Origin of the sequence: Yoonia sp. SS1-5 (genome assembly GCF_038443705.2) — a bacterium.
GTDB lineage: Bacteria > Pseudomonadota > Alphaproteobacteria > Rhodobacterales > Rhodobacteraceae > Yoonia > Yoonia rhodophyticola.
In genome coordinates this window covers 1,100,463-1,116,689 of record NZ_CP151767.2, presented here as the reverse complement: position 1 = coordinate 1,116,689, position 16,227 = coordinate 1,100,463, and the positions used below count along the sequence as shown (strand labels likewise).

At 58.3% G+C, this 16,227-nt stretch carries 8 protein-coding genes and 1 tRNA gene; 2 read left to right on the top strand and 7 right to left on the bottom strand.

All coding sequences use genetic code 11. From position 1 onward, the window contains the following. Window positions 1–47 precede the first annotated feature (47 nt). From AABB31_RS07105 to AABB31_RS07090, 4 genes are all read right to left on the bottom strand, one after another. On the bottom strand, window positions 48–1,238 hold the full coding sequence (locus AABB31_RS07105; RefSeq protein ID WP_342078876.1) for a CaiB/BaiF CoA-transferase family protein: 1,191 nt from the start codon (window positions 1,236–1,238) through the stop codon (window positions 48–50). Further along, window positions 1,225–2,838 (bottom strand): thiamine pyrophosphate-binding protein, encoded by a 1,614-nt coding sequence (locus AABB31_RS07100; RefSeq protein ID WP_342078800.1) that lies wholly within the window; start codon window positions 2,836–2,838, stop codon window positions 1,225–1,227. The genes AABB31_RS07105 and AABB31_RS07100 overlap by 14 nt, the downstream gene beginning before the upstream one ends. 21 nt (window positions 2,839–2,859) lie before the next feature. Next, a complete protein-coding gene (locus AABB31_RS07095; protein ID WP_342078801.1) occupies window positions 2,860–3,327 on the bottom strand; it encodes a DUF302 domain-containing protein in 468 nt (155 codons plus the stop codon). 151 nt (window positions 3,328–3,478) lie between these two features. Next, a tRNA-Gly gene (locus tag AABB31_RS07090) sits at window positions 3,479–3,553 on the bottom strand. Between the two features lie 389 nt (window positions 3,554–3,942). Here AABB31_RS07090 and AABB31_RS07085 point away from each other — a divergent pair. Further along, entirely contained in the window at window positions 3,943–10,842 is a 6,900-nt protein-coding gene (locus AABB31_RS07085) for a LamG-like jellyroll fold domain-containing protein (protein WP_373635573.1), read from the top strand. A 27-nt stretch (window positions 10,843–10,869) separates the two neighbouring features. Beyond that, the gene (locus tag AABB31_RS07080; RefSeq protein ID WP_373635572.1) at window positions 10,870–11,637 is read left to right on the top strand and encodes a hypothetical protein; all 768 of its coding nucleotides are present in this window, start codon (window positions 10,870–10,872) and stop codon (window positions 11,635–11,637) included. A gap of 6 nt (window positions 11,638–11,643) precedes the next feature. On the opposite strand, the gene AABB31_RS07075 is transcribed toward AABB31_RS07080, so the two are convergent. The 3 genes from AABB31_RS07075 to AABB31_RS07065 form a co-directional block, all read right to left on the bottom strand. Then, window positions 11,644–12,033: an MAPEG family protein gene (locus AABB31_RS07075; protein ID WP_342078806.1), complete on the bottom strand. Its 390-nt coding sequence runs from the start codon at window positions 12,031–12,033 to the stop codon at window positions 11,644–11,646. Further along, window positions 12,030–15,473, bottom strand: a complete 3,444-nt coding sequence (locus AABB31_RS07070) for a pyruvate carboxylase (protein WP_373635571.1) — start codon at window positions 15,471–15,473, stop codon at window positions 12,030–12,032. Before AABB31_RS07070 ends, AABB31_RS07075 begins: the two co-directional genes overlap by 4 nt. 93 nt (window positions 15,474–15,566) lie before the next feature. After that, window positions 15,567–16,193 carry a hypothetical protein gene (locus AABB31_RS07065; protein ID WP_373635570.1) on the bottom strand — a complete coding sequence of 209 codons (627 nt, stop codon included), beginning with the start codon at window positions 16,191–16,193 and terminating at the stop codon, window positions 15,567–15,569. Window positions 16,194–16,227 lie beyond the last annotated feature (34 nt).

Genomic DNA, 16,227 nt, shown 5'->3' with positions numbered 1-16,227 from the left:
ATTGACGAACCTGTCATAAGTGTTTCAGCTTTATTTATTGCTGTTTTTCAACGTTTTACAGCCAGGCGGCGCAAAACCTCGGCAGTATCCTGCCCAAGACGCGGCGGTGCATGGCGATATGTGACCGGCGTTGCCGAGAATTTAAGCGGATTGCCGATCAATCTGACATCCGGCTGACTGGAATCGTTCGCCCCCATGCTGATCTGCATTTCGCGGGCTGCAACCTGATCAGAGGCGAAAACCTGATCAAGCGTCTGCACCGGTCCGACCGGCACGCCGCACCCTTCCAGCCCGGCAATGATCGCGTCGGTTGTACGCGCGCCAAGTGCAGGGGTCAGTGCCGCGACAAGTGCTGTGCGGTTGTTCAGGCGTGCGGCATTGGTTGCAAACCGGTCATCATCCGGCAGATCGCCAAGGTCCAGAAAATCGCAGAAACGGCGAAACTGCCCATCATTGCCGACCGCGATAATGACATGCCCATCATATGTGCCAAAGACCTGATAGGGGGCGATGTTCGGATGCCCGTTGCCGCGCCGGATCGGTGGTTTGCCGGTGGTCAGATATCCGGTGCCTTCATTGATGAGCCACGCAACCTGACTATCAACCAGCGACAGGTCGATATGTTGCCCTTCACCGGTTTGATCACGGTGCCGCAAGGCGGCCAGGATCCCCACGGTCGCGTACATGCCGCACATCACATCCGCGATGCCAACGCCGGTTTTCATCGGTTCCCCATCAGGGGCGCCGGTCAATGACATGATCCCGCCATAGCCCTGCGCCATCAGGTCATAGCCCGGTTTATGCGCGTTCGGCCCGGTTTGTCCGTAGCCCGAGATCGAGCAGTAAATCAGCGCCGGGTCATCCCCGAGCAGGGTCTTTGCGTCCAGCCCGTATTTTGCAAGCCCGCCGGGTTTGAAATTCTCGATCACCACATCCGATTGGGCCGCGATGGCCCGGATCGTTTCTTGCCCCGCGGTGGTGGCGATATCAACGGCCACAGACAGTTTGTTGCGGTTCGCACATAGAAAATAGGATGACAGATCGGTTGGCGCCCCGTCCGCATCTGTCACAAATGGCGGCCCCCAGCTGCGCGTATCATCGCCCCCATTGGGATTTTCGATCTTGATGACTTCGGCGCCCAGATCACCAAGAAGCTGGGTGCAGGTTGGTCCGGCCAGAATACGGCTGAGGTCAAGAATGCGCAGACCGTCAAGCGGACCCATATCAGATCCGCCCATCATAGGATTTACGGTCAATCTCTGCCGCAATCAGCGTGAAGCGGTCAGATGCTAGCCCGTCCTGCATGGCCTTGCGCAGCCCGACCCGATCACGGACGGTGACGCCCGTTCCGCCAAACGCAGTGGCAATCGCGGCATAGTCGTGCTGATCAAAGTCCACGGCGGTGTTTTGCATCTGACGCTGGCGCTGCTTGAGTTCGATCAGCGCAAGCGAGGCGTCGACGAAAACCACAAAGATCGTGTTCTGGCCCAGCTCTGCCGCCGTTGCTAATTCACCCGCAACCATCAGCAGCCCCGCATCGCCCGAAAAGCTGACCACCGGCCTGTCAGGTGCGGCAATCTTGGCCCCCATCGCCAGCGGCACAGCACAACCCATCGTGCAAAGCCCCGATGATTGCAGCAAAAGGCGCGGCGCCGGACACTGCCACATCTGCGACAGAAGGATACGATGCGCCCCGCTATCAACCGTGGCGATTGCATTAGCAGGCATGATGTCCCGACATTCCGCAATGACTGCGCCGGGTCCCCATGGTTCATCCGATGGGAACGCCGCGTTCAGCGCCGATTTCAGGGCAGCCACCTCACCATCGACCCAAGTCGGGCGTGGTGCCACGCTGTCCGACAGGCTTTGCAACGCGGCGCCGGTATCGGCAATGAAACTCAGGCTGGTTTGATGCATGTAGTGGTGGTTCGGGGCGGCATGAATGTCGATGACATTGGTTTTTGCGGGATCCCATGGGTTCTGCCAGCCGGTTCGCATCTCGATCGGGTCGTATCCGATAAGCAGGATCAGGTCGGCTGCCGCAAGAAACGGCACCAGGTGCTTGTCTGCAAGCGGTGACAGCCCTGCGCCACCAAGGGCAAGCGGATGATCCTCGGGGATAATCCCCTTGGCTTTGTATGTCGTGATGACGGGGATGTTGAATGTCTGGGCAAACTCGGACAGGGCGGCACTCGCCCCGTCTTTGAGCACATCAAGGCCAGCGACAATCACCGGCCGTTCAGCCTTGCCCAACCAGTCGCGGGCGGTTTCAAGGTCGGGCCCGGACGGGGCGACGGGACTGGCGTGAACACGGCCCCTTTGCAGCGGGACAGCTGGTGCCTCGGCCACGGCAATCGGCACATCAATATGAACCGGTCCGGACCGGCCTTCAGTTGCAATGCCAACGGCCTTATCGGCGATGACGCCGGCTGCCGCAGCATCAAGGGTAAATGTGGCCTTGGTGATGGGTTCGAAAACCTTGCGGTGGTCCAGCACCTGATGGGTGTATGTCTGTGCCTCTGCGGCATCGACACAGCCGGTCAGCACGATCAGCGGCACGCGGTCCTGTTCGGCATTGGCAATGACATTGACGCCGTTCATCGCCCCCGGCCCGACCGTTGCGACCAGAATGGCGGGCGCGCCGTCGATGTGATGCACACCTTCGGCCATGAAACCGGCTGCATTCTCGTGTTTGGTCAGCACAAAGCGGATGCCGGCCTTTTCAAGCGCATCAATCAAGGTCAGCACTTCACCGCCGGGCATGCCAAAGGCAAAGCGGCAGCCAGCCTGATACAGGCGTTGGGCCAGAATGTCGGCCGCACGAAGGGTCTTTTGCATCATGGTTCCTTATGGATCGGATCAGTTTGTCGCCGCATCGGCAATGGCCGCAAAGGCCGTGTCGAGTTCTGCGGCTGCTATCATCAGGTCGGGCGTCGCGTCCAGTGTGTAGGGGGCAAAGACAAAGCTTGGGCGCTTGTAAGATAGTGTCGCGGTGCCGTCGGCTTCTTCGGTCAGATAAAACCGGATCGGGGCTTCGATCATGGCCGGCACTGATGCCTCCAGAATACGGACGGCATAGATATTATTGAACACGCCCACCACCCTGTTTTCAGGAATTTCAATACCGCGGTTCCGGGCAGCACCTGTTGGGCCAGCCTGGGTGACTACGGCGAAGCCATCGGCGCGAACGGCTGATTTCAGGTCATCCAGTAAAACATCAAACGGTTTCGCGGTTGGGGTCACAACCCAGCCATCACGTGGCGCAACCGATTGCGCCGCAACCGCCACGCCAAAGGCGAGCAGGATCGTCAAAAACAAAAACCGCATATACCAATTCCATCTCGCAGCATCCGCGATATCCATAGAGCAAAACAATGTTGCAGGTTTTCAAATGCATGTGTGGCGATGGATGGACCCAAAACGACGAAGGGCCCCCGAAGGAGACCCTTACCGCGACCAACCGGGTAAGTTGGCTATCTGGAGCGGGCGATGAGATTCGAACTCACGACCCTAACCTTGGCAAGGTTATGCTCTACCCCTGAGCTACGCCCGCATCCGTTAGTGTCGCGTCATCTATAAAGGTTCTGCGCGCACTTCAAGACCAAAATCGACCTGTTGTTTCTTTTTTCGCGCCACCTTGCGTTGAACAAAAAACAGGCATGGTTGGATCAATAACTCCGAAACTGTTTCTGGATAACCAAAACTAAGGGCGCATAAGTGTGCATTGTTTCGCGTCTAGGTAGAGGGTCGGCGGATGGCTGCTCGGATGGGTGTGTTTTCGCCGACATTTGAAAAAGAAATTGCGCCAGACCCGACCCGACGGCAACTTATGCATGCGTTGCGGGGGCTGCGCGAGAGAACGAAAATTGATGCGGGGTCCCCGTTTGGCCGCTTTGGCTTAAGCATTGGGATCGCTGCAGGAAAAGCAGATAGGTCTAAGCTGTGAACAAGCCTTTTTTTGATCCCGCCATCGGTGCGCTGCGCCTTGATACCGTCACTGCAGATATCCCAAAAACCGGCACCGGGCTGGATTTGCTTGTCGAAACTGCGCTGGTTGATCCGGGGCTGAACCAGCGAATAGACGCAGCAGAGATTATTGACGGCGCCCGCGCTGCGGCACAGATGAACGCGATTGTCGTGGATGCGATCCGTGCGACCGGTGCCGCGAATGACGGATCAATTACCGCCGATGATGTTTATGCAATCGCTGATTGGATCATTGCAAATCAGCGTGCGGCGTGGATCACGGCCCACGGGGATGACGAAGACGATGTCGAAACCGGCTTTCACAAGATCCAGAATGATGGCGGAAGCCTGCATCTGTTCGGGGATCGGACCCTGGATCAGGTTGCAGACGGGATTTATCACCTCGGCTTTGGTTACAATAATGGCCGATTGATCAACGAAGACGGTAACGCAAATGCCCAGGTCGATGATGTGGCATTCTGGCTGAACAGCCTGCTGACCGACGATCTGGCCGCTGGCAGTTTGGCGAACCCGGATGTTGTGGCGACGGTGCCGGGAACCACCGGCACCGGTCTGGATCAACTGGTTGATATGATTAATGATGATCCGGGGCTGGAACGGCGTATCCCTGCGGCGGATATTGCCGAAGGTGCCGCCAGCGCGGACCAGATGAACGCAATCATCATCGAGGGGATCACCGCCCTTGGTCTGGCTGATGACGGCACACTGGACCCTTCGGAAATCTATGACCTTGCCGACTGGATCAGTGCCAACCGGTTGAACCCGTGGCTGGCCGCGCATGGTGATGACGAGAATAACGAGGAAACCGCGTTTCATCTTGTTCAGAATGACGGTGGTGAGACCCGGGCATTTGGCCGGGCAGGGGTGAACACGATTGCGGATGCGATCTATCATCTTGGATTTGGCTATAGCGGCGACCGCTTGATCAACGAGGATGGCGACCGCAACGAGCGTGTCGAAGATGTCACCTACTGGCTGAATGAATTGCTGGCCGCCGATCTGGCCAATGGGTCGCTGGTCAGCGGCAATGGGGCATCTGTTGTCGGCACCACCGGCACAGGGCTTGACCGGTTGGTGACCCTGATCGGGCAAGAGGCAGAGCTGAACCGGCGCCTGCCCGAGAAAGAGATCAAGGATGGCGCAGCCGCCGCCGACCAGATGAACGTGATCATCGTCGACGGGATCAAAGCGACGGGCATCGCCAATAACGGCAAATTCACCGAAGCGGATATCAAGGTTCTGTCCGATTGGATCGCCGCCAACCATCTGGAGGCGTGGATCATCGCGCATGGGGATGATGAGGCTGGCGTCGAAACCGGTTTTCATCTGGTGCAGAATGATGGTGCCACAGCCCGCGCGCATGGGGACAACGCGATCAATACGGTGGCCGACGGGCTTTACCACCTTGGTTTTGGCTACAACAAGGGTCGGCTGACCAATGAAGACGGGAACGCCAACGCGACCCTGACCCAGGTGGCGTTCTGGCTGCAGGATATTCTGGCTGACGATCTGGCTGCCGGCACGCTGGCCAATGCCGCAATCGACCTTTATCCGCAGGGGACAACCGGCACCGCGCTGGATCAGATCACCCAAGCCCTGACATCTGATGATGGGCTGACCGGGCGGCACAATGCGGCAGAACTGGCCGAGATCGCAGAAGACGTTGACCAGATGAACGCCATTCTGGTTGATGCAATCACATCCACCGGTGTGGCAAATGACGGGTCGCTGACGGCTGTTGATGTTTCGGTCATCGGGGCCTGGATCAATCAGAACGCGTTGGATAGCTGGGCCGCGTTGCGCGGCGACCGTGATGCCGATGAAGGCGTGCTTGGGCTGGTCTGGGATGGCGGTACCGTGCAATTGGGCGGGGCGAATGCAATCAATCAGCTGTCGCTGGCGATCTACAGCCTTGGCTTTGGTGACAAGCATGGCGGTATCCGGGATCAGAACGACAATTGGATGGGGTCCCTTGAATCGGCAGCGGGCTGGCTGAATACGCTCTTGGCGGATGATCTGGCTGCAGGCACTTTTGCCAATGCCGATCAGGTTGCGGTCGACCCGGACATGTTTGCGGGTGACATCGTGGCGCAGCCGGGTGCCGTGAACGTGACCGATGACGACAATTACAAGGTGATCGAAGATCGCCCGGCCCTGCATCTGGATACCGGCACAATTGCATTCAGCTTTGTCAGCGAACAGCCCGATAGCGGGCATCAGGTCTTGTTCTCCAAGGACGGGGCAGGGTCAAATGACGGCGATCTGCGGGTCTATCTGCATGACGGCGATCTCTACCTCAAGGCGTCCACCGCAGGCAAAGATCACTATATCAAACTGGCCGAAGACATCGCGCCGGGTCAGGCCCATGATGTCGCGATCTCGTTCGGCGATGGGACATTTGCCGCGTGGATGGATGGTATTCGGGTTGGGCATCGGACAGATTTTGACTTTGACTGGTCTGCCAATTCCTCTGACCTGATTGTCGGGGCGAATAACGGCAACCAGAAGGCCGGCGGCGAGACTGATATCAACGCGCATTTTCAGGGCGATATCACCGGGTTCACCGTCTATGACCGCGTGCTTGAACAGGGCCAGGTTGCGGGGCTTTCCGGTGGCAGCAGCACCAATGGGACTGCAGCAAATAACGATATGGCCGGTACGGATGGCCATGACGCCATGTATGGTGGCCTTGGCCGGGATGTCATGTTGGCCGGTGCTGGCAACGACGTGGTTGCAGGCGGCTATGGATCCGATCACGTGGATGGCGGTGACGGCGACGACATCATTGATGGCGGTCATGGCCAGGACAATCTGTTTGGCGGGCATGGCGACGATATTCTGCTGAGCACGGCAGACGGGCGCGAACCGGTCATCGGCCAGTTGATCTATGGGTCTAACGGGCGGGTCCGCGACGATGACGGATCGGTTGATCCGGTGACGCTGACGATCTATCCCGATCAGCCGATTGCGGCCAATGATGTGTTGACCGGCGGGGCGGGGGCGGACACGTTCCGGTTCCAGTGGGTGATCAACGCCAAGGAAAACATCATCCTCAAACATGTGCGGGATGACGGGTCGATCAATTGGCGCGGCGTGGCGGGCGAAAACAATCTGCTGCATGATCATTGGGTTGATACGATCGGCGATGACGTCATCACCGATTACAGCAAGGCCGAAGGCGACCGGATCGAGGTTGCAGGCCACACCCTGACATTTGATGGGATCGAATATCGCGATATTGACGGCGACGGGACGGATGAAAGCATCATTTCCTACAAATCGTCTCAGGGAAATGGCGGTGCGCATGATCAAGACCGGGTGGGGACGATCACCGTCTATGGCGACCGGGTCGAACAGAGTGATATCACCCAGATCCCCTCAATGACGGTGTTTTATGGCATCGTTGAAAATGTGGCCGATCTGGCCGAGGCTGTCACGCCACTGTCGATTGATGAGGGATTTGCGCGCGATGAACCTGCCGGGTTGGCGCCTACCGCCGTGCCGGATGGGCCGCGCGGGGATGATGTGGCCGGACCCCTGGCAGAAACAGCCGATCCCATCACGGCGGCGACCCGCAGTGGGACAGGTCTGGATACGATCCTGGACTGGATTGAGACGGATACCGGTCTGCGCAACCGGATTGATGCCGATGAGATCACGGCCGGCAGTGCCGCTGCCGCCGCGATGAATGCCATTATCCTTGAGGGGATCAAGGCCACGGGTGCCGCAAATGACGGTGTGATTGATGCAGGCGATGTCTATAGCCTTGCCACCTGGATTGAGGATAACCGCCGTGCGGAATGGTTGCGGCATCATGGCGATGATGAAGACGGGGTCGAGACGGCCTTCCATCTGGTGCAAAATGACGGCGCTGTGCGCGACGCATACGGGCGCAACGGCATCAACACGGTGGCTGACGCGATCTACCACCTTGGTTTCGGCTATGACGGTGATCGTCTGATCAACGAAGACGGCAACCGAAACGAGCGTGTTGAATCCGTGGCCTACTGGCTGAACGATCTGCTTGCGAATGATCTAGTAGGCGATGATCTGAAAAACCCCGACGCAGTTGCACCGGTTGTCGGCAGCACCGGCACTGGGCTGGATGCACTGGTCGACATCATTCAAACCGATCCGGAGCTTGGGCGCCGCATTCCCGATAGCGAACAGCAGGACGGGGCAGCGGCGGCCGATGCGATGAATGTAATCATCATCGAGACCATCAAAAAGCTGGGGCTCGCCAATGACGGGGCCTTCACGGCTGCGGATGTGATGGCGATGGCCGATGATATTCGGGCCAATCATTATCAGGCGTGGCTGACCGCGCACGGGGATGATGAGAAGAATACCGAAACCGGTTTCCATCTGGTGCAGAATGACGGGGCGATCACCCAGCTCTTTGGCAATAACGCGGTCAATACCATCGCCGATGGGCTCTATCATCTAGGCTTTGGCTATAACGGCCATGGGCGGCTGATCAACGAAGACGGTGACAGCAATGCGTCCACCGAATCTGTAGCCCATTGGCTGAACCAGCTTCTGGCGGCGGATATGGCCGATCTGGCAAATCCTGATGTGAACCCGATTGTTGCCGGAACCACGGGCACGGGTCTTGACGATCTGGTTGATCTGATTGGCACGGATCCCGGGCTGAACAACCGCATCTCGCTGGGCGAGATCAATGAAGGCGCCGAAGCGGCCGATGTGATGAACAAGATCATTGTGCAGTCGATCAAGGCGACCGGTATCGGAAATGACGGCCGGATCACGGCAAGCGACGTGGCCACATTGGCCGATTTCATCAAGGCCAATCATGCGCCTGTCTGGATTCGCGCGCATGGGGATGACGAAGACAATGTCGAGACCGGGTTTCACCTGGTGCAGGGCGACGGCGGTCAAACCCAACTTTATGGCGAGGATGCTGTCAACACGATTGCAGACGGGCTGTATCACCTGGGCTTTGGGCACAAGAATGGCCGGTTGATCAACGAAGACGGAAATGGCAATGCCTCGCTGTCGGATGTCGCATTCTGGCTGGACGAATTGCTGCGCGATGATCTTGCGGCCGGGCGTTTCTACAACCCTAACTCTGATCTGTTCGACAAAGGCACAACCGGCACAGGGCTGGACGCGATTGTGGAAATGGTGGCGACGGATGAAGGGCTGCTGTCGCGATCAACGGCCACCGATATTTCGACTGCTGCGGCATCGGCGGACGGCATGAACAAGATCTTGTTAGAGGGGATCCAGGCCACCGGTATCGCCAATGACGGCATGCTGGACCGCCATGACATCAAGACACTGGATGCGTGGATCGCTGAAAACCGTGCCGCAGAGATGGACGCGCTGAACGGGATTGAGACCAAGACAACGCGCACCGGCTTTGAATTGGCCGAGATTTGGCAATCGACAAGCCCGCTCTTTGGCGAAAACGGCGTGAACACGGTTGCCGACGCGATCTACAATATCGGCTATGGGGTCATCTATAATGATGCGATCCGTGACCGGGATGGTCGCTGGAATGAATCGCTCGACAATATTGCCGAGTGGATGAACCGGATACTCGAGGCCGAGCTTGACGAGGGTGCGCTTTATTCGGACGCGCATGCCTATCGCGAGCCTGCTGATTTTGCCGCTGACATTGTTGTGGCCGCCGATGGCCCAGTCACGGCGAATGGCGACACCGGGTACATCAATATCCGGCATGACAAGGAACAGGCGTTGCGGGCGGCGACAGTTGCGTTCTCGTTCAATGCCAACCGGATCCCAATCGAAGGATCCGCAACCTTGTTTGCCAAGGATGCGCGCGACTTTGGCGAAGGTGGCCATACGTCGATGTATTTCTACGAAGGCGCGCTTTATGTGCGGATGCAGACAACGGACAAGAACCACTATGTGCGCATCGCGGATGAAGGCGTGCTGCAGGCCGGTGTGGATTATGACATCGCCCTGACTTTCGGCGAAGACGGGCTTGCCGCCTTCATTGATGGCGAACAGGTCGAAAGCAACAAGGACATCACGGTGTCCTGGCTTAACAACGGCAATGATATCGTTGTGGGCGGCAGCAACGGATATCGCAGCCCGTCCAACCCTGACCACGTCAACAGCGTGTTTGACGGCACAATCGACGATTTTCAGGTCTATGACCGGGCGCTCACATTTGGGGAAATCGCCGGGCTGACCGGCGCGGATCGCGATGTGCGCCCGTCTGGCGAACCTGCTGATCCGGTGGACACAACGCCGCCGCCGGTTGAACCGGACGCGCCCGACACTGATCCGATTGACGATATGTTCCAGGCCGGCGCGCTGGGCAATGAGGGCGGACAGACAACCGGTAGCGCAGGCACGGACCTTTTCATCGCGCTGTCGGGCGAGAATGAGATTGACGGCGGTGCGGGTCACGACCTTTTGGTTGGCGGTATCCGGGGCGACGTGCTGGTTGGCGGGTCGGGCAATGACGTGATTGTTGGTGATATTGCCGGCGCGATCTTTAGCGGTGATGACACGCTGATTGGTGGCGCGGGCGACGATATGCTGCAAGGGGGCGGGGGGGCTGATATCTTCCGCTTTGGGGTCAATCGCGGTGATGATGTCATCGCCGCGTTTGAGCTGGCATTGGTCAATTTTGACGCCGCGACCGGCTTTGATGTCACGCCGACCGGCGCTGATTTTGTGGCGGGCGAGGATGTCATCGCCTTGTCCGGTTTCACCACCGTGACCGAAGGTGCGGTGTTGAGCAGCGGCGCTGTCACGCAGACGGCAAATGGTGCGCTATTCTCGGCAGAGGGCACCAGCGTGCTGCTTTACGGCGTTGATCTGAACAGCCTGTCAGAGGCAGATTTCATTTTCGCCTAACGGCTTGGGACCAGGGAAGAACGGGTAATGACACGACAAAAAATGATCTGCGTCGCATCAGCGGCATGCTTGCTTGCGGCCTGCGGTGGCGGCGGGGGCAGCGGCGGTGGTGCAGGCGGGCCGGGCGGCCCGGTGGACCCGATGCTGCTGACATTGGCTGATACAAGTGCGGCCACAAGCACCCTTTCGGGAGCCTTGCTGACCGATGCGGGCGATGACACACAGCTTGTGTCGGGAACGGTCGATCATGCGGCACAAGAAATTGCCGCGGGCGCGACGGTACCTGCGACATCACTTGGCGACGTGACCGCGTTCAGCTTTAGCCGGGGCAGTTACGCCTTTATCCGCGATATTCAGGTCGACAGCCAAACATCGGGCATTTTTGGTGTTTCCGCGGTCGAGACGGGAACGGCTAATTACACTGGCGAGTTCGAGGCGCGCCTGCTTGCAAATGGTGCTGCGGCGCCTGTGCAGCTGAATAACTGGACGGCCGATATTGACGTTGATTTTGGTGGTGGAAGCGGAACGGTCGATGCCACCTTTGCCGGTGCCGGATCAACCGCGGTGAATGAGATCCGGATCGTTGATGCCAGCGTCAGCGGGAACACATTCAGCGGTGGCACGATCACAACCGAAAATGCCGGTGGTGCGCGCTTTGTTCCCGACAGTCATACTTTTGTCGGGGCGACGTTTGGCTATGACCCGGTATTGGACACGGCCGACGAGGTCGGTGGCGCGCTTACCGCCGAGACTGCGGGTGGCGACATTCTTTTCGGTTTGTTTATGGCCGACTAAAACGCGTTAGAAGATGGCCGCGATGAGGTTTATCGCGGCCCCCAGGGCAAGAGCCACCAGCGTCAGGGCCATGCCAGCCACGCGCAGGTTCAGCTGGCGCGGCAAAAAGGACAGGCCAAGCCCGTGCAACAGACGCCCAAGCGTCAGGGTCACACCACACAGATGCAGCCAGATTGCGGGCACGCCTTGCAGGTCGATCAGGGCCAGCAGGATGATTCCGACCGGCGCATATTCCGCGAAATTGGCCTGCGCGCGGATCCGCGCAATGAACCATTTATTGCCGTCATCCCCATAGGCGATGCGGTTGGCGCGCCGATAGGTAATCACGCGCACCGACAAGACCAGAAACCATGCGACCAGAATGGCCGCATAGACCGGGGAAATCGTCAGCGTCATTCCAGTTCAACAAGCAGGTCCTTGGCGTCGATCTGACCGCCTGCCTGAACATGGACCGCCTTGATGACGGCATCCCTTTCCGCATGCAGGCCGGTTTCCATTTTCATCGCCTCAATGGTCAACAGCAGATCGCCCGCCTTGACCTTTTTGCCGACGGCTGCCGCAACCGTGGCGACGACACCGGGCATGGGCGCACCAATATGGTTGGCATTGCCATCTTCGGCCTTGGGGCGCGAGATTTTCTCGGCCGCCGCCAGACGGTTCAGCACACGGATGGTCCGCGGTTGCCCGTTAAGTTCAAAAAAGACCTTTACCTCACCGTCTTCATTCATGTCGGCCACAGCCTGCAGCCGGATTTCGAGTATCTTGCCGGGGTCAATCTCGGCCACGATCTCTTCGCCGGGCTCCATCCCGTAAAAGAATGTCCGGGTGGGCAGGGTACGGACCGGGCCATAGGTCCGGTGGCGGCCCATGTAATCGAGGAAGACCTTGGGATACATCAGATATCCGTTCAGATCCTCGTCGTCGATCTCCATATTTTCCAACTGGGTGGACAGATCGGCGCGGGTCTTTTCCAGATCAACAGCGGGCAGCTGTTTGCCGGGCCGGTCCGTGCTGGGCTTTTCGCCTTTCAGGATCTTTTTCTGGATCGCCTTTGGCCAACCACCGGGTGGCTGCCCAAGGCTGCCTTTCATCATGTCGACCACGCTGTCCGGAAATACCACGTCGGTATCGGGGTTTTCGACATCGGCGCGGGTCAGGTTCTGGCTGACCATCATCAGCGCCATATCACCGACCACTTTCGACGATGGGGTCACCTTGACGATGTCACCAAACATATCGTTCACATCCGCATAGGTCTGGGCGACCTCGTGCCACCGCTCTTCCAGGCCCAGGGACCGGGCCTGTGCCTTGAGGTTGGTAAACTGGCCGCCGGGCATCTCGTGCAGATACACCTCGGACGCGGGTGCCTGCAGGCCGCTTTCGAAGGCTGCATAATGGGCGCGGACCTGCTCGAAATAGTTGCTGATCTCGCGGATCGCCGCAATATCAAGGCCGGTGTCGCGGGCATTCCCGCGCAGCGCCTCAACAATCGAGCCAAGCGTTGGTTGCGACGTGTTCCCTGATAGCGCGTCCATCGCCGCATCAACACAATCGACACCCGCATCAGCAGCCGCCAGAACCGTCGCAATGGCGGCCCCGGATGTATCATGGGTGTGGAAGTGGATTGGCAGGTTCGTTTCTTCCTTCAGCGCCCTGATCAATGCTGTTGCGGCTGCAGGCTTGAGCAGGCCCGCCATATCCTTCAGGCCCAGCACGTGTGCGCCTGCCGCCTCAAGTTCCTTGGCCATGCCCACATAGTATTTCAGGTCATATTTGGACCGGTTCGGGTCAAGCATATCGCCGGTGTAGCAAATTGTGCCTTCGCAGACCTTTTCGGCCTTGATGACGGCATCCATCGCCACGCGCATGTTTTCGACCCAGTTCAGGCTGTCGAACACGCGGAACACGTCGACGCCAGACCGGGCGGCTTGCGCCACAAAGCTTTGCACCACGTTGTCGGGGTAATTTGTGTAACCAACACCGTTAGATGCGCGCAACAGCATCTGCGTCATGATATTCGGCATGACGGCGCGGATATCGCGCAGGCGTTGCCACGGACATTCCTGCAGGAACCGATAGGCCACATCAAACGTCGCCCCGCCCCAGCATTCCACACTGAAAAGCTGGTTCATCTTTTGGGCATATGCAGGGGCGGCGTTGATCATGTCGATAGACCGCATCCGCGTGGCAAGAAGGGACTGGTGCCCGTCGCGCATCGTGGTGTCAGTAATCAAAAGCTGTTGCTGATCCCGCATCCAGTCGGCAACAGCCTCTGGCCCGAACTCGTCAAGAATATTGCGCGTACCCGGCGTGACATCAGTGGTCGGCTTCAACGGGGGGCGCGGTGGCTTGGCATCTGCTGCGGGCAGCGCACGCCCCGCTGTTTCGGGATGCCCATTCACGGTAATATCCGCGACATAGGTCAAAATTTTGGTGGCCCGGTCGCGCCGTTTCTGGAAATCAAAGAGCTCGGGCGTCTCGTCAATGAACTTGGTGTGGTATTCGTTGTTCAAAAACGTTGGATGCTTCAGCAGGTTTTCCACAAAAGCGATATTGGTGGAGACACCGCGAATACGAAATTCGCGCAAGGCCCGGTCCATCCGGGCAATGGCCATTTCGGGCGTCGGGGCGCGGGCGGTCACCTTTTCCAGCAAGCTGTCATAGTAGCGGGTAATGACAGCACCGGAATAAGCCGTGCCGCCATCAAGACGAATGCCTGGACCCGTGGCCGACCGATATGTCTGGATGCGGCCATAATCAGGGATAAAATTGTTCTGCGGATCTTCGGTTGTGACGCGGCACTGGATCGCGTGACAATCAAGTTTCACATCATATTGCGAGGCGCAGCCTGTGGCCTCCATCAGTGATTTACCTTCGGCGATCAGAATTTGCGCACGGACGATATCAATGCCTGTCACTTCTTCGGTCACGGTGTGTTCCACCTGAACCCGTGGATTGACCTCGATAAAGTAGAATTCGCCGCTATCCATATCCATCAGGAATTCAACGGTGCCGGCGCATTCGTAATTGACATGTTGGCAGATTTTCTTGCCAAGATTGCAGAGCTGTTCGCGCTGTGTCCCCGACAGATAGGGGGCAGGGGCGCGTTCAACGACCTTCTGGTTGCGCCGCTGGACCGAACAGTCGCGTTCCCACAAGTGATAGATGTTGCCCTGGCTGTCGCCCAAGATCTGCACCTCGACATGGCGGGCGCGCATGATCATCTTTTCCAGATAACCCTCACCATTGCCAAAGGCGGCTTCGGCCTCGCGGCGGCCTTCGCGGACTTTCTCTTCCAGCTCGTCCTCTGACATGATCGGACGCATGCCCCGGCCGCCACCGCCCCAGGATGCCTTGAGCATCAGCGGATAGCCGATTTCTGCGGCTTCTTTCTTGATCGCGGCCATATCGTCGCCAAGAACCTCGGTGGCCGGGATCACTGGCACGTCGGCGGCCATAGCGACCTTTCGCGCGCTGGCCTTGTCACCCAATTCGCGCATTGTCTTGGCTTTGGGGCCAATGAACGTGATCCCGTTTGCCGCACAAGCATCTACAAAGTCGGGGTTTTCCGACAACAGGCCGTAGCCCGGGTGGATCGCATCGGCGCCCGCCATTTTGGCGACGCGGATAATCTCATCAATGCTGAGATAGGCTGCGACCGGGCCCATGCCCTCGCCAATCCGGTAGGCTTCATCAGCCTTGAAACGGTGCAGGCCCAGCTTATCCTCTTCTGCAAAGACGGCCACGGTTTTCTTGCCCATCTCGTTGGCGGCGCGCATGATGCGGATCGCAATCTCGCCCCGGTTGGCAATCAGGATTTTGTTAAATTCGGCCATGTCCCGTTCCTTCGCAGTTGCAGCAACAGCTTTAAGCGAAGTCTTTCGGGGCGTCCATGGGGGCTATGGATTTGTTGGATGGATGCGCCTTTTTCAGGCGCTGACGGCTTCGGCGAACCCTTCCAGCCCAAACGCGTTCTGATGGGGTTTTGTGCGTGCGCGCAGATCCCCCAGTATCGCGTCAATGCTACGCGTCAGGTTGCCCACAACAAAGGCCGCATCGCGCATATCTGCAGGCAGGTCGGCGCGTTGTTCGAGCATGTCGATAAAGTGTCGCAGCTTGCCCATCTGCATTTGGGCACTTGCAGCAAAATAGGCCGCATCGTCCATCCCCAGCGTCTCGCACAGCCGGTCGATCGCGAAAGCAGTTCCGATAATCCGTTCAGTCCCGTCGGGCAAAAAAACCGGTTGCAGGGTGGTATTCCATTGGGTGCGAATATCATTGAACACCAAGGTCGCGGCATAGTTGGTGGCCGTGCGGTTATGGACGCATTCGCAATATCGTTGTTCCACAGCGGCGGCGTCTTCGGGATGCAGGAAATCTGATGTTCGCTGCGCCCGCACGATGTCATTGGTCAGGCCTGACTGATCCGTGTAGGCGCTGTTGATGCAGATCATGCGAAACGGGTCAGTGGGGCAGGGCCGCTCTGCCGCAAACATCGGGACAGCAAACGCCTCTAGCGTTTGATACAAGCTTTGATGATCCGTATTTCCAAACATGTCAGTCTCCATCTGCTCAGGCCGCCTTTTTTTT